The sequence below is a fragment of the Klebsiella sp. MS 92-3 genome (assembly GCF_000195655.1).
Lineage (GTDB): Bacteria > Pseudomonadota > Gammaproteobacteria > Enterobacterales > Enterobacteriaceae > Klebsiella > Klebsiella pneumoniae.
Genome location: NZ_GL882739.1, coordinates 1 through 20,786, shown reverse-complemented (window position 1 = coordinate 20,786; position 20,786 = coordinate 1). Strand labels below are relative to the sequence as shown.

At 58.6% G+C, this 20,786-nt stretch carries 21 protein-coding genes; 18 read left to right on the top strand and 3 right to left on the bottom strand.

Features of this window, described 5'->3' with window-relative positions; all coding sequences use genetic code 11:
* Window positions 1-121: 121 nt before the first annotated feature.
* The 3 genes from yqgB to speB all read left to right on the top strand — a co-directional run bounded on the left by yqgB (window position 122) and on the right by speB (window position 3,392).
* On the top strand, window positions 122-253 hold the full coding sequence (gene yqgB / locus HMPREF9538_RS31365; RefSeq protein WP_002916578.1) for an acid stress response protein YqgB: 132 nt from the start codon (window positions 122-124) through the stop codon (window positions 251-253).
* Window positions 254-261: 8 nt separating this feature from the next.
* Window positions 262-2,238 (top strand): biosynthetic arginine decarboxylase, encoded by a 1,977-nt coding sequence (gene speA, locus HMPREF9538_RS23145; RefSeq protein WP_004149805.1) that lies wholly within the window; start codon window positions 262-264, stop codon window positions 2,236-2,238.
* Window positions 2,239-2,471: 233 nt separating this feature from the next.
* Complete coding sequence (gene speB / locus HMPREF9538_RS23150) at window positions 2,472-3,392, top strand: agmatinase (RefSeq protein ID WP_002916572.1); 921 nt, start codon at window positions 2,472-2,474, stop codon at window positions 3,390-3,392.
* 127 nt (window positions 3,393-3,519) lie between these two features.
* Here the strand turns inward: speB and HMPREF9538_RS23155 are convergent, their stop codons facing one another.
* The gene (locus HMPREF9538_RS23155; RefSeq protein ID WP_004149802.1) at window positions 3,520-4,740 is read right to left on the bottom strand and encodes an MFS transporter; all 1,221 of its coding nucleotides are present in this window, start codon (window positions 4,738-4,740) and stop codon (window positions 3,520-3,522) included.
* A gap of 427 nt (window positions 4,741-5,167) precedes the next feature.
* Between HMPREF9538_RS23155 and HMPREF9538_RS0126910 the strand changes: the two genes are divergently transcribed.
* From HMPREF9538_RS0126910 to HMPREF9538_RS23220, 14 genes are all read left to right on the top strand, one after another.
* A complete protein-coding gene (locus HMPREF9538_RS0126910; protein ID WP_004151769.1) occupies window positions 5,168-5,491 on the top strand; it encodes a Rieske (2Fe-2S) protein in 324 nt (107 codons plus the stop codon).
* Complete coding sequence (locus HMPREF9538_RS23160; RefSeq protein ID WP_004144765.1) at window positions 5,488-5,796, top strand: recombinase-like helix-turn-helix domain-containing protein; 309 nt, start codon at window positions 5,488-5,490, stop codon at window positions 5,794-5,796. The genes HMPREF9538_RS0126910 and HMPREF9538_RS23160 overlap by 4 nt, the downstream gene beginning before the upstream one ends.
* 10 nt (window positions 5,797-5,806) lie before the next feature.
* Complete coding sequence (locus HMPREF9538_RS23165) at window positions 5,807-6,829, top strand: aromatic ring-hydroxylating oxygenase subunit alpha (RefSeq protein WP_004151770.1); 1,023 nt, start codon at window positions 5,807-5,809, stop codon at window positions 6,827-6,829.
* Window positions 6,829-7,578 (top strand): SDR family oxidoreductase, encoded by a 750-nt coding sequence (locus HMPREF9538_RS23170; protein ID WP_004174430.1) that lies wholly within the window; start codon window positions 6,829-6,831, stop codon window positions 7,576-7,578. The genes HMPREF9538_RS23165 and HMPREF9538_RS23170 overlap by 1 nt, the downstream gene beginning before the upstream one ends.
* A gap of 13 nt (window positions 7,579-7,591) precedes the next feature.
* Window positions 7,592-8,380 carry an IclR family transcriptional regulator gene (locus HMPREF9538_RS23175; protein ID WP_004144761.1) on the top strand — a complete coding sequence of 263 codons (789 nt, stop codon included), beginning with the start codon at window positions 7,592-7,594 and terminating at the stop codon, window positions 8,378-8,380.
* Window positions 8,381-8,468: 88 nt separating this feature from the next.
* Window positions 8,469-9,395, top strand: coding sequence for a VOC family protein (locus HMPREF9538_RS23180; protein WP_004149799.1), 927 nt, complete (start codon window positions 8,469-8,471; stop codon window positions 9,393-9,395).
* Complete coding sequence (locus tag HMPREF9538_RS23185) at window positions 9,392-10,588, top strand: NAD(P)/FAD-dependent oxidoreductase (protein WP_004174432.1); 1,197 nt, start codon at window positions 9,392-9,394, stop codon at window positions 10,586-10,588. Before HMPREF9538_RS23180 ends, HMPREF9538_RS23185 begins: the two co-directional genes overlap by 4 nt.
* A gap of 26 nt (window positions 10,589-10,614) precedes the next feature.
* Window positions 10,615-11,871, top strand: coding sequence for an MFS transporter (locus tag HMPREF9538_RS23190; RefSeq protein WP_009484126.1), 1,257 nt, complete (start codon window positions 10,615-10,617; stop codon window positions 11,869-11,871).
* 10 nt (window positions 11,872-11,881) lie between these two features.
* Window positions 11,882-12,412, top strand: a complete 531-nt coding sequence (locus tag HMPREF9538_RS23195) for a cupin domain-containing protein (protein WP_004152888.1) — start codon at window positions 11,882-11,884, stop codon at window positions 12,410-12,412.
* A gap of 9 nt (window positions 12,413-12,421) precedes the next feature.
* Entirely contained in the window at window positions 12,422-13,192 is a 771-nt protein-coding gene (locus tag HMPREF9538_RS23200; protein ID WP_020316621.1) for an alpha/beta fold hydrolase, read from the top strand.
* Window positions 13,176-13,970, top strand: coding sequence for an SDR family oxidoreductase (locus tag HMPREF9538_RS23205; RefSeq protein WP_009484124.1), 795 nt, complete (start codon window positions 13,176-13,178; stop codon window positions 13,968-13,970). The genes HMPREF9538_RS23200 and HMPREF9538_RS23205 overlap by 17 nt, the downstream gene beginning before the upstream one ends.
* Window positions 13,971-13,979: 9 nt before the next feature.
* Complete coding sequence (locus HMPREF9538_RS23210; protein WP_004211378.1) at window positions 13,980-14,744, top strand: aspartate dehydrogenase; 765 nt, start codon at window positions 13,980-13,982, stop codon at window positions 14,742-14,744.
* A 15-nt stretch (window positions 14,745-14,759) separates the two neighbouring features.
* Window positions 14,760-16,229 carry an aldehyde dehydrogenase gene (locus tag HMPREF9538_RS23215; protein ID WP_004151779.1) on the top strand — a complete coding sequence of 490 codons (1,470 nt, stop codon included), beginning with the start codon at window positions 14,760-14,762 and terminating at the stop codon, window positions 16,227-16,229.
* A gap of 13 nt (window positions 16,230-16,242) precedes the next feature.
* The gene (locus HMPREF9538_RS23220; protein ID WP_004149794.1) at window positions 16,243-17,883 is read left to right on the top strand and encodes a thiamine pyrophosphate-binding protein; all 1,641 of its coding nucleotides are present in this window, start codon (window positions 16,243-16,245) and stop codon (window positions 17,881-17,883) included.
* Between the two features lie 136 nt (window positions 17,884-18,019).
* Here the strand turns inward: HMPREF9538_RS23220 and HMPREF9538_RS23225 are convergent, their stop codons facing one another.
* Together HMPREF9538_RS23225 and HMPREF9538_RS23230 are read right to left on the bottom strand one after the other, a co-directional pair.
* Entirely contained in the window at window positions 18,020-19,288 is a 1,269-nt protein-coding gene (locus tag HMPREF9538_RS23225) for an OprD family outer membrane porin (protein WP_009484122.1), read from the bottom strand.
* A 377-nt stretch (window positions 19,289-19,665) separates the two neighbouring features.
* A complete protein-coding gene (locus HMPREF9538_RS23230) occupies window positions 19,666-20,424 on the bottom strand; it encodes a M48 family metallopeptidase (RefSeq protein WP_004151780.1) in 759 nt (252 codons plus the stop codon).
* 278 nt (window positions 20,425-20,702) lie between these two features.
* Between HMPREF9538_RS23230 and HMPREF9538_RS33290 the strand changes: the two genes are divergently transcribed.
* The coding region (locus HMPREF9538_RS33290) for a hypothetical protein (RefSeq protein WP_223420893.1) at window positions 20,703-20,786 on the top strand (84 nt) is incomplete at its 3' end.

Here is a 20,786-nt window from a genome sequence, read left to right as displayed (position 1 = left end):
TCAGGATTCCAGGGCCGGTCGGCCGTCAGAAAACTGAACAAGGGCGCTCTTGCCTGGCAAGAGTTTTCTCGTGGTTTCTCCGGACTGTCATACTCTGTTCGGCTACGTGTTTTACGATGATATGAATAAGAAACCGGTCGCGCAGTCGCAAAACCAGCAGATAGTGCTGGGCTTTAGGACTGTTCATGGGTTGTTATCGCATCTTTGGACTGCGATAGTAGTTAACTGTCTTACACTTATTATTAAAAATTGAGGTTCGCTATGTCTGACGACATGTCTATGGTTTCGCCTTCGTCAGCAGGCGAACACGGTGTACTACGTTCCATGCAGGAGGTAGCGATGAGCTCCCAGGAAGCCAGCAAGATGCTGCGTACTTATAATATTGCCTGGTGGGGCAATAACTATTATGACGTCAACGAACTGGGCCACATCAGCGTTTGCCCGGATCCGGACGTCCCGGAAGCGCGCGTTGACCTCGCGGAATTAGTCAAAGCGCGTGAAGCGCAAGGGCAGCGCTTGCCGGCGCTGTTCTGCTTCCCGCAGATCCTGCAGCACCGCCTGCGCTCGATCAACGCCGCCTTCAAACGCGCGCGTGAATCGTATGGCTATAACGGCGATTACTTCCTCGTCTACCCGATCAAGGTTAACCAGCACCGTCGCGTGATTGAATCGCTGATCCATTCCGGCGAGCCGCTGGGCCTGGAAGCCGGTTCGAAAGCGGAACTGATGGCCGTGCTGGCGCACGCCGGGATGACCCGCAGCGTCATCGTCTGTAATGGTTATAAAGACCGCGAATATATCCGTCTGGCGCTGGTGGGCGAGAAGATGGGCCACAAGGTCTATCTGGTCATTGAGAAGATGTCCGAGATCGCTATCGTACTGGAAGAGGCCGAGCGCCTGAACGTGGTGCCGCGCCTTGGCGTACGTGCGCGTCTGGCCTCGCAGGGCTCCGGTAAATGGCAGTCCTCCGGCGGCGAGAAGTCCAAGTTCGGCCTCGCAGCGACCCAGGTGCTGCAACTGGTCGAAATTCTGCGCGAGGCAGGCCATCTTGAGAGCCTGCAACTGCTGCACTTCCACCTCGGTTCGCAGATGGCTAACATTCGCGATATCGCCACCGGCGTGCGTGAATCGGCGCGTTTCTACGTCGAACTACATAAGCTGGGCGTCAACATTCAGTGCTTCGACGTCGGCGGCGGCCTGGGCGTGGACTATGAAGGCACCCGCTCGCAGTCCGATTGCTCGGTGAACTACGGTCTGAACGAATACGCCAACAATATCATCTGGGCGATCGGCGATGCCTGCGAAGAGAATGGCCTGCCGCACCCGACGGTGATCACCGAGTCCGGCCGCGCGGTGACCGCGCACCATACCGTGCTGGTTTCCAACATCATCGGCGTTGAGCGTAACGAATACACCGAGGCGACCCCGCCGGCGGAAGACGCTGCGCGTCCGCTGCAGAGCATGTGGGAAACCTGGCTGGAGATGCACGAGACCGGCAACCGCCGCTCGCTGCGCGAATGGCTGCACGACAGCCAGATGGACCTGCACGATATCCACATCGGCTACTCCTCAGGCACCTTCAACCTGCAGGAGCGCGCGTGGGCGGAACAGCTGTATCTGAACATGTGCCATGAGGTGCAGAAGCAGCTCGACCCGAGCAACCGCGCCCATCGTCCCATCATCGATGAGCTGCAGGAGCGAATGGCGGATAAAATCTACGTCAACTTCTCGTTGTTCCAGTCGATGCCGGATGCCTGGGGGATCGATCAGCTGTTCCCGGTGATGCCGCTGGAAGGGCTGAACAAGTCGCCGGAGCGCCGCGCGGTGCTGCTGGACATCACCTGCGATTCCGATGGCGCCATCGATCACTACGTGGACGGCGACGGGATCGCCACCACCATGCCGATGCCGGAATACGACCCGGAGAACCCGCCGATGCTGGGCTTCTTCATGGTTGGCGCCTATCAGGAGATCCTCGGCAACATGCACAACCTGTTCGGCGATACCGAGGCGGTGGACGTGTTCGTCTTCCCTGACGGCAGCGTTGAGGTTGAGCTGTCCGACGAGGGCGATACCGTAGCGGATATGCTGCAGTATGTGCAGCTGGATCCGAACACGCTGCTGACCCAGTTCCGCGATCAGGTGAAAAATACCGGTCTGGACGATGCGCTGCAGCAGCAGTTCCTCGAGGAGTTCGAGGCGGGACTGTACGGCTATACTTATCTGGAAGACGAGTAGCCGCTGATGCCCGGTGGCGCTGCGCTGACCGGGCCTGCGTATGTCGGCCGGATAAGGCGAAGCCGTCATCCGGCAGCATGCGATACTCACTTGAACCCGTATGCATTACCGGCGATAATTCACGCCAATAAGCGATTTATCTATCAAACCCTTCCTCGTCGGGCCTAACGACGCGGAGGGGTTTTTTTATACTTATTTTTTACGTTCCACGACTGTCAAAAGAGGTCATATCCATGAGCACTTTAGGTCATCAATACGATAACTCCCTGGTATCCAATGCCTTTGGCTTTCTGCGTTTGCCAATGAACTTTATGCCGTATGAAAGCGATGCGGACTGGGTCATCACCGGCGTGCCGTTCGATATGGCGACCTCCGGGCGCGCGGGCGGCCGTCATGGCCCGGCGGCGATCCGTCAGGTTTCCACTAACCTTGCCTGGGAGCACAACCGTTTCCCGTGGAACTTCGATATGCGCGAGCGCCTGAACGTCGTGGACTGCGGGGATCTGGTGTACGCCTTCGGCGACGCGCGCGAAATGAGCGAGAAGCTGCAGGCTCACGCCGAGAAGCTACTGGCGGCCGGCAAACGTATGCTCTCCTTTGGCGGCGACCACTTCGTTACCCTGCCGCTGCTGCGCGCCCATGCCAAGCACTTTGGTAAAATGGCGCTGGTGCACTTCGATGCTCACACCGATACCTACGCCAACGGCTGCGAGTTCGACCACGGCACCATGTTCTATACCGCGCCGAACGAAGGGCTTATCGATCCGAACCACTCCGTACAGATCGGGATCCGCACCGAGTTCGACAAAGACAATGGCTTTACGGTACTGGACGCCGGCCAGGTTAACGACCGCAGCGTTGATGACGTGATTGCCCAGGTGAAGCAGATCGTCGGCGACATGCCGGTGTACCTGACCTTTGATATCGACTGTCTGGATCCGGCGTTTGCGCCAGGCACCGGTACCCCGGTTATCGGCGGGCTGACCTCCGACCGCGCGATCAAGCTGGTGCGCGGCCTGAAGGACCTGAACATCGTCGGGATGGACGTGGTGGAAGTCGCCCCGGCCTACGATCAGTCCGAAATTACCGCTCTGGCGGCGGCGACCCTGGCGCTGGAGATGCTGTACATCCAGGCGGCGAAGAAGGGCGAATAAATCTGTTCCCGTCATACTTCAAGTTGCATAGGCGTGGGCAATAAATCGGCCCATCCCTGGGCCTCGTCCTTACGGGGTCAGCGCAAGCGCTGTTCAAAACGACTAGCCGTTTTGTCCTGAAACTTATTTAGGGTATAGACGCGTTTACTGCTGCTGCGCGACGCATACGCAGCAGCAGTGCGCCGCCGGCGCACAGCGTGATCAGCTGCGATGCCACCAGAACGGAAAAACCTGAACTGACCGATCCCACCGATTTCATCACCACTCCCATCAGCAGCGGAATAAACGCCGCGCAAATATTGCCAATGCCATTAATGATCCCATAGGCGCTGCCCACCGCTTCGCGCGGGGCGTGATGCTGAACCACCGCGGGGATCGCTGCCCCCTGTAATCCCCAGAAAACGTTCGCCGCCAGCATAAACAGCGCCAGCATCGCCGGCTGCTGGCTGAGCATCAGCGCCAGCACAGAACCGGCGGTGAGTAGGCCGCCGATAATAAACAGCAGCGGCGCCTGCTCCGGGCGCATTTTGTCGAGGAGCACGCCGCCAAGAAACTTTGAGCCGAGGCTTAACAGAAAGGGGACAGCCGCCAGCAGGCCGGTAGCCTGTAGCGAGAAGTGGTGCTCGTCGCGCAGCCAGGCGGGCAACCAGGCGCTACTCCCCCACAGATAGCTGAGCGTGGCGATTTCTACCAGCAGGATCCAGCCTAGCAGCGGCGTACGCCAGGCGAGGGCAAAAGTTTGGCTAAAGCCAGGCTTCGCGCGCTGTGAGGTTACTTGTGGCGCGGGGAGAAACCGCCAGATTAATCCGCCGCCGAGCAGCAGGTTAAGCAGCGCCAGCGCGTAGAAGGAGCCGATCCAGCCAACGTGCGCCATCAGCCAGGTGACCAGCGGGAAGCCTACCGCCAGCCCCAACGATACGCCAAGGGCGGTCAGCGCATTCGGCTTGCCTATTTCATCAGCGGCGAAGTTGTCGTTGATAAAGCGCGTTTTCAGAGAGAACAGCGGCCCCTCCGCCACGCCAAGAACGATGCGCGCGATCAACATTCCCAGCAGTGAGCCGAGTAGCGGGGAAATGGCGCACACCAGCGCCCATATAGCAATGCTGCTTAAGAGTCCCTGACGATAATGCCATCTACTTTCTATAACTGGGGTTAATAATAATGCCGAAAAACCATAACCCAGAAGAAAGCATGTCATTAGCATACCTTGTAACATTCTGTTTTCATTTAACTGAAAATGGGCAGCGAATTCCGGGTTGAGGATCATCACCGAGATATTTACCCGATCGACGTAGGAAATAATTATTAACAAAAGTAATGCTATTACCCCTTGCCATCTTGCCGCCATTCGTTGTCTCCACGCTTAATTTAATGATTGCCAGTTATTATTTTTTAACGCCAGAAATAGTTACATGAGTAAAATGGTTCACCTATGAAACTCATTGTTTTTAAATGATTAAATAAATGTCTGTTTCATGGGTGAAACACCATGGTTTCCGCTGTTGCCCATTTTTAATGATCGTCTGCAAAAGAAGTCAATAGTCGTATGTGAAATTTAAATCGGCATTTTTATTTATAATGGATCACCGCTTTAAATATCATCATTTCATCTGAATGCAGTTTTTCGTGATCAATTGCACACTTAGCTAATTTAAAAGCCACTTATTAACAAATTCGTCACATTAATGCTTGACGAAACATTCACCGCTTTTATATTGACCGTATTAAATAAGAAACAGAGTTTCATATATGAAACAAAAGCCTGGAGGATTGCGATGAGCTGGATAGGCGTATGTGACGCGGAGCAAGTACAGGAAGATTTCCCATATAGCGGCAATATCGACGGTAAGGAAATCGGTATTTATCTGATTGATGGCGAATATTACGCGCTGGAAGACGTTTGCCCTCATGCCTATGCGCTCCTGAGCCAGGGCTTTGTCGAAGATGGCAAGGTGGAATGCCCGCTGCATGAGGCGGTATTCGACGTCAAAACCGGCCAGTGCCTGCATGGACCCGGCGGTCGCAACCTTAATCGTTACCCGGTGCGGGTATACGACAATCAGATCCAGATTACCTTTATCGAGGAGAACGTGGCATGAGCGAATCCCTGGACTTCAACCCGGCGCTACCGGAAAGCCGCCAGTTTACGCCACCGGCGGAAGGCGGAAACGGCAATATCCATAAGCCTGGCGACTATCACAATCTGATTTGGCAAACCCGCAGCCGGGTACCGGAAAACTGGGAACTGCAGCTTATCGCCACCCTGGAAACGTTGTTCGAGCAGGGCGCGGAAAGTCTCGGTGAACTGGTGAACGGCCTCAATGGCGTCAGGATGCATGACCAACAGGGCGAACCGTGGAGCGAAAGCAGCTTCCAGGCATTTTTACAGGTTAACGGCTACTGAGGACACAGCGATGACGACAACGGTACAAAACTATCTTGATAAAGGACTGCGCGGCCTGTGGTATCCGGTGCTGGCGAGCTGGGAAGTGCAGTCTGCGCCGGTAGGCATTACCCGTCTCGGCGAGCAGATCGTGGTCTGGCGGAATAAAGATGGCCAGGTGCAGGCCCTGGAAGACCGCTGCCCGCATCGCGGCGCACGCCTGTCAATGGGCTGGAACTTAGGCGATCGTATCGCCTGCTGGTATCACGGCGTGGAAGTCGCCGGCAACGGCGAAGTCAAAGACGTCCCGGCGGTGGATCGCTGCCCGCTGGTCGGCCAGCAGTGCGTGCGCAGCTACAGCGTGCACGAAGCGCACGGGGCAATCTTCCTGTGGTTTGGCGTCACCGCCGATCAGCAGCCTGATGAATTGAGCTTCCCTGAGGAACTAGCCGATAGCGAAAAATACAGTAACTTCCTGTGCACCGCGGCGTGGAAATGCAACTACCAGTACGCGCTGGAAAACGTGATGGACCCGATGCACGGTACCTATCTGCACTCGTCATCGCACTCGATGGCGGAAGGCGATCGCAAAGCCGATATGGTCCTGCAGCCGACGAAAACCGGCTTTATCTTCGAGAAAAAAGGGCAGAGCGGCGTTAACTTTGACTGGGTTGAACTGGGCAACAGCGGCGCCTACTGGATGCGTCTGTCTATTCCGTACAAAAAGCGTTTCGGGCCGGGCGGCCATTTCTGGATCGTCGGCATGGTGGTTCCGGAAGATAACGATAACTGTCGCGTCTTCTTCTGGCGCATCCGCGGCGTTCAGGGCTGGCAGCGCGATCTGTGGCGCTTTATGTACCGCAACCGTCTGGAAAAACTGCACTGGGAAGTACTGGAACAGGATCGCGTGGTGCTGGAAAGCCTGGCGCCGAACGCCCGCGATCATGAATACCTTTATCAACATGACGTCGGTCTGTCCCGCCTGCGCCGCATGATGCAGAAAGCGGCGAAAGAGCAGTTAGCGCTCCGCGAAGCGCAGCAGGGTGCCGCCTGATGAACGGCCTGCTAAACGGTAAACGTATTGTCGTCACCGGTGCGGCGCGCGGTCTCGGGTACCACTTTGCCGAAGCCTGCGCCGCTCAGGGCGCGACGGTGGTGATGTGCGACATCCTGCAGGGAGAGCTGGCGGAAAGCGCTCATCGCCTGCGGCAGAAGGGCTATCAGGTCGAATCTCACGCCATCGATCTTGCCAGTCAAGCATCGATCGAGCAGGTCTTCAGCGCCATCGGCGCGCAGGGGTCTATCGATGGCTTAGTCAATAACGCAGCGATGGCCACCGGCGTCGGCGGAAAAAATATGATCGATTACGATCCGGATCTGTGGGATCGGGTAATGACGGTCAATGTCAAAGGCACTTGGTTGGTGACCCGCGCGGCGGTACCGCTGCTGCGCGAAGGGGCGGCGATCGTCAACGTCGCTTCGGATACCGCGCTGTGGGGCGCGCCGCGGCTGATGGCCTATGTCGCCAGTAAGGGCGCGGTGATTGCGATGACCCGCTCTATGGCCCGCGAGCTGGGTGAAAAGCGGATCCGTATCAACGCCATCGCGCCGGGACTGACCCGCGTTGAGGCCACGGAATACGTTCCAGCCGAGCGTCATCAACTGTATGAGAACGGCCGCGCGCTCAGCGGCGCGCAGCAGCCGGAAGATGTCACCGGCAGCGTGGTCTGGCTGCTGAGCGATCTTTCGCGCTTTATCACCGGCCAGCTGATCCCGGTCAACGGCGGTTTTGTCTTTAACTAATAAGTGAGGCGGTATGGCGAACGATCAGGAAGTGAAGTATCTGGTGCCCGGTCTTGAGCGCGGTTTACAACTGCTGCTGGCGTTTGGCGAACAGCATCGCGATCTGACCTTTGCCGAGCTGCATCGGCTGGTGGATATGCCGAAAGCGACCGCCTATCGCGTGGTGCAGACGCTGGAATATATGGGCTTTCTTGAGCGCAACGCCCGCACCAATACCTTTTCGCTGGGCATGAACGTACTGCGTCTGGGCTTTGAATATATCGCCTCACTGGATGTCGCTCAGGTGGGTCAGCCGGTCATCGAGCAACTACGCGATATCAGCCAGTGCAGCAGCCATCTGGCGATCCGCGACGGCCGCGACATCATCTACATCGCCCGCGTCAGCGCCGCCGGTTCGCGTATCAACCAGGTCAGCGTCGGAACGCGGCTACCGGTGCACTGCACCTCGCTTGGCCGCATGCTGCTGACCGATGTTTCCCGCAGCGAGTTTGAACAATTGTTCCCGGATGAACGGCTGCCGGGCAATGCGCCGGGCCAGCTGTACGACCGCGAAGCGCTGTGGCAGATGGTGCAGCAGGATAAAGCCCGCGGCTACGTGATTGGCGAATCGTTCTACCGCCACGGCATCTCATCGATTGTCTATCCGGTCTTTAACCGCAGCGGCCGGGTGGCGGCGGTCGTCAGCATTCTGGTGCCGTCGGACGAGATCCCGCAAAGCGATCGCGAGCGGTTGCAGAACGAAGTCAGTATGGCGGCGGACAAAATTTCCGGCTTCCTCGGATATTTGTCACAAGCAAGTTAAATCAACAACTTAACGGCAGGCGCTTGATTGCGTCGGGCATGTTTTACGCCCAAATTCGGGCGACTGAACGGTAAAGAGGCGACGAATAATGAGTATTACCGGAATTGAAAAGCTGGAATTTGGCGTAGACGACCTGAACCACAGCGCCAAATTTATGCGCGATTTTGGCCTGACCGGCGACGCCAGCGGCCGCGCGTTTACCACCCTCAGCGGCGCGCGGGTCGAACTTAACCCGACCGATGCCGCCAACTTACCGCCAGCCTTTGAGGCGGGCAACACCCTGCGTCGCATGACCTGGGGCGTGGCGGATCGGGCGGCGCTGGATGCGCTGCGCCCGAAGCTGGAACGCCAGCCCGCTTTCCGTGAAATCGACGGTGCGCTGGAATGCCGCGATCCCAACGGTATGACGCTGCGGGTGCAGGTTAGCCAGCAAACGGCGGTTGAACTGAACGTTGAACCGATCAACCAGTGGGGCGATGTGCGTCGCATCGACACCCCGAGCCCGGTCTACGACCGCGCGCAGCCGATTAACGTCGGCCACGTGGTGTTCTTCGTGGAAGAACTGGCGGCGGTGGAAAGTTTCTATCGCGAAGTACTCGGCTTTCAGGTGTCAGACCGCTACATCAATCGCGCGGTGTTCCTGCGCTGCGGCGTGCGCGGCGGACACCATAACCTCTTCTTATTGCAGTTGCCCAACCGCAAGCGCGGGCTAAACCACGTCGCGTTTACCGTGCGGGATATTCATGAAGTGATCGGCGGCGGCATTGCGATGAATAAAAACGCGTGGAGCACGTTTATCGGTCCCGGCCGCCATCCGGTCTCCTCGGCCTACTTCTGGTATGTCAACAGCCCGACCGGCGGCGCTTTTGAGTACTACACCAACGATGACTATCTGACGGAAAACTGGCAGCCGCGCGAGCTTGAGCATTCACTCGTGTCCTTTACCGAATGGGCGGTGGAAGGCGGTATCGATCACGATACCCGTCGCCAGCAGAAAAAACCGGAGGCGGTATGACGGCGCGGATAGTCATTATCGGCGGCGGCCAGGCTGGCGGCTGGGCGGCGAAAACGCTGCGTGATGAAGGGTTTAGCGGCGAGATTTGTGTGGTTGCCGAAGAGCAATGGGATTTTTACGAGCGCCCGCCGCTGTCGAAAGCGGCATTGCTGGAGGCCGAACCGGCGCTGCCGCGGTTATTCAGCGCCGAGGTGCAGCAGGCACTGGATCTGCGCTGGTACCGCCCGCTGCGCGCGAAATCGATCGACCGGCAAAATAAAACCCTGGCGCTGAGCAACGGCGAAACGCTGGCGTACGACCTACTGCTGATCGCCACCGGCGGCCGCGCGCGGCTGCCGTCCGAGGCCTGGGGGCAGCATCCTCAGGTATATACCCTGCGCCACTGGCAGGACGCGCAGCGTCTGAAGCAGCGGTTGGCATCGGCAACGCGGCTGGCGATCGTCGGCGGCGGCTGGATTGGCCTCGAAATCGCCGCCTCGGCGCGCAAAAGCGGCGTAGCCGTGACCCTTTATGAACAGCAGCCGGCGCTGTGCATGCGCTCGGTCAGTATGGAGGTCTCGCAGGCGCTGGATGAGTTGCATCGCGGGCAGGGCGTTGATATTCGCCGCGGCTGCGGCGCGCTGGAGCTGGAAGATGATAACGGCTTGCCGACGCTGCACTGCGACGGCCAGCGGGAAACCTTCGATGCGGTAGTGGTGGGGATCGGCGTCGATCTGAATCTCGAACTGGCGCGCGATGCCGGGCTCACTGTCGATCGCGGGATTGTCGTTAATGCCCAAGGGCGCAGTAACGATCCGGCGATTTTCGCCGCTGGCGATGTCGCCCAGCACCATCAGTACGGTCTGTGCATTCAGTCGTGGGCCTTTGCGCAAAATCAGGCCATCGCGACAGCGAAAGCGATGCTCGATCCACAGGCCAGCGGCTACGACGAGGCGCCGTGGCTGTGGTCAGATCAATACGATCGCAATATCCAGATCCTCGGGATCCCGCAAGCGGGCAGCCGGACCATTGTGCGTGACGAGCCGCAGGGCGCGATCTACTTCTCCCTGAATGCCGATGGACGCTTAACTCAGCTGGTGGCCTTCAATAATGCACGTATCGTGAAGCTGGCGAAGCGCTGGATGGCGGCGGGAAGGGATCTCTCTAACGTCCCGCTCGCTGACCCGACTTTCTCGCTGATGTCATTGCGATAAGAAACGCGAACCCTTAAGGGGGAGAAATGACCACATTAGAGACCAACGCCGCGCCTGCAGAGGCGAGCGGTGAGGGCGTCCGCACGCCTGAAAAAGCAGTTCGTTGGGCCATTCCGCTGTCGCTGCTGGCCTGCGTGCTGCTGGCTTTTTTCGACAAAATCAGTATCGCCGCGCTGTTTTCCGATAGTCACTTCCAACAGGCGATGGGCATCGATTTCGACACCACCCGGTTGGGCATTCTGATGAGTGCCTTTTTGCTGAGTTACGGCTTCTCGTCAGTGTTATTAAGCGGCCTTGGCGACCGGATTGCGCCGCTGCGTCTGCTGACTGGAATGATGGTGGTGTGGTGCATCCTGATGGTGATCATGGGCTTCACCCACAACTACGCGCTGATGGTGACGCTGCGCATCCTGTTGGGCATTGCTGAAGGGCCGCTGTTTCCGTTGGCGTTCGCCGTGGTGCGCCACACCTTCCCGCAGCGGCTACAGGCCCGCGCCACCATGCTGTGGCTGCTCGGCACGCCGGTTGGCGCGGCGCTGGGTTTCCCGCTGTCAATTTGGCTACTCAATACCTTCGGCTGGCAGAGCACATTTTTCGTGATGGCGATGCTGACGATACCGGTGCTGATTTTTGTACGCATCGGGCTGCGCGGCGTACAACTGGAGGCGAGAGCGAGCAGCGATAAAACCTCGCAGGAAGCGCGCCGCAGCGCGCGTCTCGAGCTCTTTGTGAGTCCGCATTTTTGGATGATCTGCATCTTCAACATCGCCTTTCTCGCCTATCTGTGGGGGATCAACGGCTGGCTGCCGGGCTACCTGATTAAAGGCAAAGGCATTCATCTGGAACACGCCGGCTGGCTGTCGTCGATGCCATTTATCGCCATGTTGCTAGGCGAAATTATCGGCGCCTGGCTGTCCGACCGCGTCGATAGGCGCGCCGCCGCCTGCTTTATTTCCCTGGCAGGCGCGGGTATTGGCCTGGCGGCAGTGATGCATTTCACCACGCCGCTGCCGGTAATCGCGGCGATGAGCTTTAGCACCTTTATGTGGGGCACCGGCGCGCCAAACATTTTCGCGCTGCTGGCTAAAGCGCCCCACCCACGGGTCAGCGCCACGGCGGGTGGAATTTTCAACGGGCTGGGAAACTTTGCCGGGGCGCTATCGCCGGCGGTGATGGGCGCGCTTATCGCCTTCACCCATAGCATGGATTCCGGGCTGATTTTTCTGGCGGTGATGGCGGCGGTGGGCTGCGCCCTGTTACTGCCGCTGCTGAGACGTTACTGAGGATAAAACGATGACTGATTCAACCGTAACTGCAAAACAGAGTTTGAAACCTGACCATTTGACGATGGAAGAGTGGGTGGAGTCGCGTATCGCGCGCTTTGAAGGCCGCAAATATGACTGGAATGCGCTGAAATTCCAGGCCGATTTCGATCCGAAATATCGCCGCGCGCAGATGCGCTACATCGGCACCGGCGCCACCGGCGTCGCCAGTGATACCAACACCGTTCCGGCCGAGCACTTCACCTTTTCCACCATGGTGTTGCCGTCCAAATGTGAAGGCCCGCTGCACCTGCATGATGACGTAGAAGAGGTGTTCTTCATGCTCAAAGGGCAGATCACTCTGATGATTCAGGACGGCGACAACTATACCGAAACCGTGCTGCGCGAACGCGATCTGATCTCGGTGCCGCCTGGAATTTACCGCGGTTTGTTTAACCACGGCGAAGAAGAGGCGCTGATGTGCGTGATGCTCGGCACCCATAAGCCGCATATTCCGACCTACCCGGAAGATCATCCGCTGGCAAAAGTAAAACGTAACTAAGGGGCGATGATGACGGGGTTTCGTGAACAAGGAAGCGGTATTCCGCTGACGCTGCTGCACGGCATCAGTTCCGGCGCGGCCTCCTGGCATAAACAGATGGCGCTACCCGGCTACCGCGTGCTGGCCTGGGATATGCCCGGTTATGGCGAAAGCCCGATGCTGGCGGCGGCGCCGGCGAATGCCGGCGATTACGCCGACGCGCTGGCGCGAATGCTGGACCGCGCTGGAGTAGAGCAAACCATACTGGTCGGCCATTCGCTGGGCGCGCTGGTGGCGGCCGCCTTCGCCGCGAAATACCCGCAGAGGGTGCTTTACCTGGTGCTCGCCGACGTCGCGCAGGGCTACGGCCAGGCGGAAGCCGCACAGCGGGAAAAAGTCTGGCAGGGGCGTCAACAGCAGATAGCGCTGGGCGGCGAGGCGATGGCCCAGGGGCGAGCGGCAAAACTGCTGCGCCCTGGCGCGCGCGAAGCCGATGTGGCGACGGTGGCGGCGGGGACGCGCAGGCTACGCCGCGACGGTTATCTCGCCGCGGCCTGGATGCTGGCCCATGACGACATTCACCGTTGGCTCGCCGACTATCGCGGTCGTCTCTCCGTGTGGTGTGGCGAGCAGGATGCCATTACCCAACCGGAGTTAGTGCAGGGAGTGGCGCTGCGTTACGGCGCCCCTTACATCGCCATCCCTCAGGCTGGACATGCCAGCTATCTCGATAACGAAATCTTTTTTAATCAACAGCTTTTACGCATAGGGGAAGAGGTGCGCGATGAATGCACAAATTGAAGGACGCGTCGCGGTAGTCACCGGCGGTTCGTCAGGAATCGGCTTTGAAACGCTGCGCCTGCTGCTGGGCGAAGGGGCGAAAGTCGCCTTTTGTGGCCGCAACCCGGATCGGCTGGCTAGCGCCCATGCGGCGTTGCAAAACGAATATCCAGAAGGTGAGGTGTTCTCCTGGCGCTGTGACGTACTGAACGAAGCTGAAGTTGAGGCGTTCGCCGCCGCGGTCGTCGCGCGTTTCGGCGGCGTCGATATGCTGATTAATAACGCCGGCCAGGGCTATGTCGCCCACTTCGCCGATACGCCACGTGAGGCCTGGCTGCACGAAGCCGAACTGAAACTGTTCGGCGTGATTAACCCGGTAAAGGCCTTTCAGTCCCTGCTAGAGGCGTCGGATATCGCCTCGATTACCTGTGTGAACTCGCTGCTGGCGTTACAGCCGGAAGAGCACATGATCGCCACCTCTGCCGCCCGCGCCGCGCTGCTCAATATGACGCTGACTCTGTCGAAAGAGCTGGTGGATAAAGGTATTCGTGTGAATTCCATTCTGCTGGGGATGGTGGAGTCCGGGCAGTGGCAGCGCCGTTTTGAGAGCCGAAGCGATAAGAGCCAGAGTTGGCAGCAGTGGACCGCCGATATCGCCCGTAAGCGGGGGATCCCGATGGCGCGTCTCGGTAAGCCGCAGGAGCCAGCGCAAGCGCTGCTATTCCTCGCTTCGCCGCTGGCCTCCTTTACCACCGGCGCGGCGCTGGACGTTTCCGGCGGTTTCTGTCGCCATCTGTAAGGAAAGATGATGAAAAAGGTCATGTTAATTGGCTATGGCGCGATGGCCCAGGCGGTGATTGAACGCCTGCCGCCGCAGGTGAGGGTGGAGTGGATCGTGGCGCGCGAATCGCATCACGCAGCGATCTGCCTGCAGTTTGGTCAAGCGGTGACGCCGCTTACCGATCCGCTGCAATGCGGTGGGACGCCGGATCTGGTGCTGGAATGCGCCAGTCAGCAGGCGGTCGCGCAATACGGCGAAGCGGTACTGGCGCGCGGCTGGCATCTGGCGGTGATCTCGACCGGTGCGTTGGCGGACAGCGAACTGGAACAGCGTTTACGTCAGGCGGGCGGCAAGTTGACGCTGCTGGCTGGCGCAGTAGCCGGGATTGACGGCCTGGCGGCGGCCAAAGAGGGGGGGCTTGAACGAGTGACCTATCAGTCGCGTAAAAGCCCGGCCAGCTGGCGCGGCAGCTATGCCGAACAGCTTATCGACCTCAGCGCGGTCAATGAAGCGCAAATTTTCTTCGAAGGCAGCGCCCGCGAGGCGGCGCGGCTATTCCCGGCAAATGCCAACGTGGCGGCAACCATCGCGCTGGGCGGTATCGGCCTTGACGCGACCCGAGTACAGCTGATGGTCGATCCGGCGACGCAACGCAACACCCATACGCTACACGCCGAAGGATTGTTCGGCGAGTTTCACCTGGAGCTGAGCGGCCTGCCGCTCGCCAGCAATCCGAAAACATCGACCCTCGCGGCACTGAGCGCGGTACGCGCCTGCCGTGAACTGGCATAACGCAGAGAGGCTGAGATGGACGAATTAGACATTTTTATCGGCGGTCAGTGGCGTCGCGGCGGCGGCAATTTGATGCACAGCCAGTTTCCGGCGGATGGCGCTATTAACGCGGCGCTGCATGCGGCAAGCCTCGATGATTTACAGGAGGCGATCGACTGTGCCGACCGCGCCTGGCGGGAGCCAACGTGGCGGGCGATGCTGCCGCATCAGCGGGCGAAGATCCTGCATAAAGTCGCCGATCTAATTGAAGCACAGCTTGATGAGCTCACCCAAAAGCAGAGCCGCGATAATGGTAAACCGCTGGCGGAAGCGCGAGGGCTGGTGATGAGCGCGGCGGGGACGGCACGCTATTTTGCCGCCGCCTGTGAACTGCTGGAAGGCGAGCTGCCGACGCCGCGGCAGGCAGATCTATTGACCCTGAGCCGCTATGAGCCGCTGGGCGTGGTGGCGGCGATCACCCCGTGGAACTCGCCGATCGCCAGCGAAATGCAGAAGGTGGCCCCGGCGATCGCCGCCGGAAATGCGGTGATCCTCAAACCGGCGGAAGCCACGCCGCTCATGGCGCTGGAACTGGCGAAGATCTTTGAGCAGGCCGGTTTACCCGCCGGACTGCTGAGCGTGCTGCCGGGTAAAGGATCGATTATCGGCGATGCGCTGGCCCGCCATCCTAAGGTGCGCAAAATTTCCTTTACCGGCGGCACCACCACCGGACGTCACCTGGCGCATGTGGCGGCGGAAAAGCTAATTCCGGCGTCGCTGGAGCTGGGCGGCAAATCACCGACCATCGTGCTGGAAGATGCCGATATCGAACAGGCGGCGCGGGGCATCTGCTACGGCATTTTCAGCTCCGGCGGCCAGGCCTGTATTGCCGGCTCGCGGCTGTTTGTTCATGACAAAGTGTATCCGCAATTAATGGCCCGCCTGCTGGAGTTAACCCAAGGGCTGCGGGTTGGCCATCCGTTCAGCGCTGGCACCCACGTCGGGCCGCTGATCAACGATAAACACCGGCAGAGCGTGCTGGAGTACGTCGAGCTGGCGAAACGAGAAGGCGGCAGCGTGCTATGCGGCGGCGAGATCCCGGCGGATCCGGCGCTGGCGGCAGGCAGCTATTTCCTGCCGACCATCATTGAAGGGCTGAACAATCAGGCCCGCGTTTGCCAGGAAGAGATCTTCGGACCGGTTCTGGTGGCGATGCGTTTTCACGATGAAGCAGCGCTGATCCGCGAGGCCAATGATTCGGTCTTCGGACTGGCGGCGGGGATCTGGACGCGTGATACCGGCCGCGCGCTGCGTCTGAGCGAACAACTGGAAGCCGGTACGGTGTGGATCAACACCTACAAAGTTTTCTCCATTTCGACCCCGTTTGGGGGCTTTAAAGAGAGCGGTCTGGGCCGCGAAAAAGGGATCCAGGGGCTGAAAGCCTGGATGCAACAAAAGAGCATTTATCTGGCGACGGGTAATAGCGTCAACCACTGGTGCGACTGAGAAAGGGTGAGCAATGAGCGAAATGATAACCGTCGGCGATGCCATCGCCAGAACGCTGGAGCAGTATCACGTTGAAGCCATTTATGGCGTCATTTCTATCCATAACCTGCCGATCGCCGATGCCGTCGGCCAGCGGGAAAAAATCCGCTTTGTTCCGGCGCGCGGTGAAGCGGGCTCGGTGACCATGGCTGACGCCCACGGCCGTTTTTCCGGGCTCGGCGTGGCGCTGACCAGTACCGGCGCGGGTGCGGGTAATGCGGTCGGCGCGCTGGTTGAGGCGATGAACGCCGGTACGCCGCTGCTGCACCTGACCGGACAGGTCGAAAAAGCCTGGCTGGACGCCGACACCGGTTTCATTCATGAAACCCGCGATCAGTTGACCTTCCTGAAAGCCAGTTCGAAGCGCGCTTACCGCATTAGCAACGCCAACCAGGCGGTGGCTATCCTGCATAAGGCGATTCAGGAGGCGCAGACGCCGCCGTGCGGCCCGGTCTCGGTGGAGATCCCAATCGACATTCAGAGCGCCAAAATTCCGCTTTCACTGCTGACCGCGCCGCTGAAACGCGCTCCGGCGGTTGAGCCGGAAGCGTCGCTGGTCGATGCGCTGTGGGCGCAGCTTAAGCAGGCGAAGCAGCCGCTGCTGTGGCTTGGCGGCGGCGCGTTAGAGAGCGGCGAGGCGGTGAAGACGCTGGCGGATGCCGGGGTGACGGTGATTTCCAGTACCCACGGCCGCGGCATTCTGGCGGACAGCCATCGCGCCAGCCTGCGCGCGTTTCATAATTCTCCCTCGGTTGAAGCGCTGATTTCACAATGTGATTTCACACTTGTTGCCGGTTCCCGGCTGCGCAGCAACGAAACGCGCTCGTGGACGCTGGAACTGCCCACGCCGCGGGTGCAGATTGATATTGACCCGGCGGCGGCCAGCCGTAACTACTTGATGGACAATACCCTGGTGGCGGATTGCCGGGCGCTATTAGCGGCGCTGGCAGCGCGGGTGCAGGGCCGGATATGGGGCGATGCGCGTTGGGATAGCCAGCTTAAAGAGGCGGTAGAGGCGGCGGAGCAGGGGCTGCGCGACCAGTGCGGCGATTACGCTAAATTGAATGACGCGATTGCGCAGGCGCTGCCCGATGACGGCATCCTGGTGCGCGATATTACCGTTTCCGGCAGCCTGTGGGGCAGCCGTCTGTTCCGCGCTCACGGCCCGCTGATGAATATCCATTCTCTGGCCGGAGCCATCGGTATGGGGCTACCGATGGCGGTGGGTACCGCGATTGCCAATCCGCAACGTAAAGTGGTCGGCCTGGTCGGCGACGGCGGCCTGAGCCTCAACCTTGGCGAACTGGCGACCCTGGCGCAGGAGAAGGCCAACGTGACGCTGTTGATTATGAATGACGGCGGCTACGGCGTAATGCGCGGTATTCAGGATAAGTATTTTGGCGGCCGCCAGTATTACAACGAGCTGCACACGCCAGACTTTACCCTGTTGGCGCAGGCGATGGGTTTGCAGGCGTGGAGCGTGGATCGGGCTGAGGATTTCCAGGCGGTGATGACCGAAGCGCTGGCGATGCCGGGGCCATCGGTGGTGGAAGTGAAGATGGGCCAGATTGGCGCGCTGCGCTTTGCCGGCCCGCCGCAGAAGACGCTGTATTAATGATAACCCAGTGACCCCAACCCTCTCCCTTCCGGGGAGAGGGTACCGCACGGCACAGGGGGTTAATCAAGGCGCCGGACGGTTGCTCCTGCGCGCCGGGAGAGGGCCGGCTCACTGGAGAGGGTTCATTATATGGTTAAAACACGTTAAACGGATATTCGACGTAGAACCGCACTTCATTCCCGCTGACGTTATAGTCGCTGGCGTTGCTGGAAACGCGCAGCACCGAATAGCGGAGTCTCAATTTCAAATCTTTCGCCATGCCGTTTTGCACCTGGTACTGCACCTGGTTGAACCATTCGTGTTCTTTACCGTTGCTGGTCTCGGCGGTTTTAATGTTATCCCCGCGAACGTAGGCGGTGGTCCAGCTCAGGCCCGGTACGCCCAGTCCGGCAAAATCCAGGCCATAGGAGGCCTGCCAGGAACGTTCATCCTCGCCGTTAAAATCTGACCAGTAGGAGTTAGCCAGCCAGATGGTGTTGCCGCCATCGCCGACGCCGCCCTGATTCTGATACCCGCCGTAGTGGTAGCCGGTGCTGCCGCTGCTTTGCTGGTAAGCGACCTTAAAAGTGTGAATATCCCAGATATAGCTGGCGGCCAGGCTCCAGATGCTGTTGCTGCGCCCGGTGTCATTGGCGTCGGCATATTCTTGATCTAAGCGCGAGTTATAGCCGTTGAAGTCAACAATCAGCTGCTGGTCGGTGGCGAACGGCTTCTTGTAGTTCAGGCCGAGATACTGCTTATTCAGCACGTCTTCGACGTGCGAAGCGTAAAGCGCGCCGCTGAGCTGGTCGTTGAATTGATAGCTGGCGCCGCCAAAGGTCAGGCTCTTCAGGCCGCTATTGTGGCTGTCGTCGCTTTTGCGCTGCTGATCGGTGAGATAACCGGCGTTAATTTCCAGACCGTCGATTTCTCTTGAGGTCAGCATGGTACCGGTATAGCTCTCGTACAGCAGCCGCGAGTCATCGGCGTAGACGATAGGCAGCATCGGGCGCTGGCTACCGTAGCTGAGGACGGTATTCGAGAAGCGCATTTTAGCGGTAGCGCCAAATTTTGCTAAATCGGACTTTGCGCGGCCATCATCATCCTGGGCGAAAAAGTCGATACCGCCCGCGCCGCTGCGGCCGCGGCCGCCGTCGAGGCGCACGGCGTACTGTGCAATGCCGTCAACGCCGAAGCCGACCGGCCCTTGAGTAAAGCCGGACTCGAAGGTAGCGATGATACCCTGACCCCATTCGGCTTTATCCGGCAAACCATCGCGATAATCGCGTTTGATATAAGCGTTACGTAAAAAGAGATCCAGGTGGCTGTCTTCAATAAAGCCCTGACTGGTAGATTGTTGGCTGGCGAAAGCCGGCGCGGCGGCAATAATGCCAAGTGCGATTAATGGTAATTCTTTTTTCACTGAGGGCACTTCTCTGTCTGTCGATATATTCAAGGGAATCACTGCTGACCAGATATTCTCCTGAAATAATGTCGAAAGCAATCATTGTGTGAGCAGTTATTGCAGCCGGAAACAGGTTGTATGGTGCATGAGCCGTGCGCCAGGCAGTAAGGGGTGGACTATTTATTATTCGGGTAAAGACGATTCTGGAAGCCAGATAGTGTGCGGCCTTTTTAATTTACCAAATAATATATTTCTGAATCGCCGGGCATAAAATAATTGGCTGTGATGCGCTGTGATAATAATTAACGGTTTGTGCGCTTAAATTATCAATTAATGCGGCTAAATATTTTAACGGATATATAAAAAAGGGAGGGAATAATGCCTCCCGCTGATGATTATTTAATCCCGTCGGCCTTCATGCGATCGCGAATATGCTGGGCGCGCGCTTCTGAGGCCGGGTGATCGTCAAACATCGAACTCTGACGACCGGCTTCCAGCTTGGCCAGTTTCTCGAAGCTGGTGGCCAGTCCCGACGGATTGATACCGCGCTTACGCAGCAGGTCGTAAGAGTAATCATCCGCTTCCGATTCCTGACGCTGGGAGAACTGCGAGTTCACCAGTTTTTCGCCCAGATCGCCCAACTGAGACTGCGACAGGCTACCGACGATACCGCCCGCGGAGGCCGCCGCCGCACGCACGGCGTTGGTACCCAGGGCGACCTGCATGCCTTTCTTCACGTGGCCCAGCGCGACGTGGCCCATTTCGTGGCCGATCACCGCCTCGACTTCATTATCGTTCATCAGATCCATCAGCCCGCTGTAGACGCGGATGCAGCCGTTGGCCATGGCGAAGGCGTTGACATCCTTGGTCTCATAGACCTTGTAGTTCACGGGCTGACCATTGATGTTATCGCCCAGCGCAGCCGCGATTTTGTTCAGCCGCTGGCTGTATTCACTGTTGGCCGGGGCGATTTTCGCTTTGGCGTCCATCTCTTTACAGGCCTGGTCGCTTAAGGTTTTCACCTGCGCGTCGCTGAGAGAGTATGCCTGGAAGGCTTCGGCGCCTGAGCTGAGCAGACCGTTGGAGTCCATGTTCTGACATCCGGTGAGGGTTGCTGCGATCCCAAGAGCAAGTACGGTTGAGCGAATTTTCATTTTTATCTTCCACAATCTTATGGTTGTTTATCCGAAAATACGGCGACGGCAGGGAACCGTATTCTGCGTAAATTATAAAGAGTATCGCAGGATGCGGGCGAGCGGATTCCGGCGTAGCACAACCTGTTCCAGAGATTTCTTAAAGGGCAAAAGGATGCTCCATGTACATGACTTGTCGCTTGGGTTACATTGTTCACACTTTTTTCCGGCGTAGCCCAAAACGCGCTCTCGTCAAGTCGTTAAGGGCATGGCCTTCAACAGTCCGAACTGGAGTCAAAATGTCCTCACGTAAAGAGCTTGCTAACGCTATTCGTGCGCTGAGCATGGACGCTGTACAGAAAGCCAAATCCGGCCACCCGGGG

Coding starts and splice junctions, on each gene's coding strand:
- HMPREF9538_RS23170 (WP_004174430.1), top strand. CDS start 6,829: ATGAACGGCCTGCTAAACGGTAAACGTATTGTCGTCACCGGTGCGGCG.
- HMPREF9538_RS23200 (WP_020316621.1), top strand. CDS start 12,422: ATGACGGGGTTTCGTGAACAAGGAAGCGGTATTCCGCTGACGCTGCTG.
- HMPREF9538_RS23160 (WP_004144765.1), top strand. CDS start 5,488: ATGAGCGAATCCCTGGACTTCAACCCGGCGCTACCGGAAAGCCGCCAG.
- HMPREF9538_RS23155 (WP_004149802.1), bottom strand. CDS start 4,740: ATGGCGGCAAGATGGCAAGGGGTAATAGCATTACTTTTGTTAATAATT.
- HMPREF9538_RS23210 (WP_004211378.1), top strand. CDS start 13,980: ATGAAAAAGGTCATGTTAATTGGCTATGGCGCGATGGCCCAGGCGGTG.
- HMPREF9538_RS0126910 (WP_004151769.1), top strand. CDS start 5,168: ATGAGCTGGATAGGCGTATGTGACGCGGAGCAAGTACAGGAAGATTTC.
- speA (WP_004149805.1), top strand. CDS start 262: ATGTCTGACGACATGTCTATGGTTTCGCCTTCGTCAGCAGGCGAACAC.
- HMPREF9538_RS23165 (WP_004151770.1), top strand. CDS start 5,807: ATGACGACAACGGTACAAAACTATCTTGATAAAGGACTGCGCGGCCTG.
- HMPREF9538_RS23215 (WP_004151779.1), top strand. CDS start 14,760: ATGGACGAATTAGACATTTTTATCGGCGGTCAGTGGCGTCGCGGCGGC.
- HMPREF9538_RS23180 (WP_004149799.1), top strand. CDS start 8,469: ATGAGTATTACCGGAATTGAAAAGCTGGAATTTGGCGTAGACGACCTG.
- HMPREF9538_RS23175 (WP_004144761.1), top strand. CDS start 7,592: ATGGCGAACGATCAGGAAGTGAAGTATCTGGTGCCCGGTCTTGAGCGC.
- speB (WP_002916572.1), top strand. CDS start 2,472: ATGAGCACTTTAGGTCATCAATACGATAACTCCCTGGTATCCAATGCC.
- HMPREF9538_RS23205 (WP_009484124.1), top strand. CDS start 13,176: ATGAATGCACAAATTGAAGGACGCGTCGCGGTAGTCACCGGCGGTTCG.
- yqgB (WP_002916578.1), top strand. CDS start 122: ATGAATAAGAAACCGGTCGCGCAGTCGCAAAACCAGCAGATAGTGCTG.
- HMPREF9538_RS23230 (WP_004151780.1), bottom strand. CDS start 20,424: ATGAAAATTCGCTCAACCGTACTTGCTCTTGGGATCGCAGCAACCCTC.
- HMPREF9538_RS23185 (WP_004174432.1), top strand. CDS start 9,392: ATGACGGCGCGGATAGTCATTATCGGCGGCGGCCAGGCTGGCGGCTGG.
- HMPREF9538_RS23195 (WP_004152888.1), top strand. CDS start 11,882: ATGACTGATTCAACCGTAACTGCAAAACAGAGTTTGAAACCTGACCAT.
- HMPREF9538_RS23220 (WP_004149794.1), top strand. CDS start 16,243: ATGAGCGAAATGATAACCGTCGGCGATGCCATCGCCAGAACGCTGGAG.
- HMPREF9538_RS23190 (WP_009484126.1), top strand. CDS start 10,615: ATGACCACATTAGAGACCAACGCCGCGCCTGCAGAGGCGAGCGGTGAG.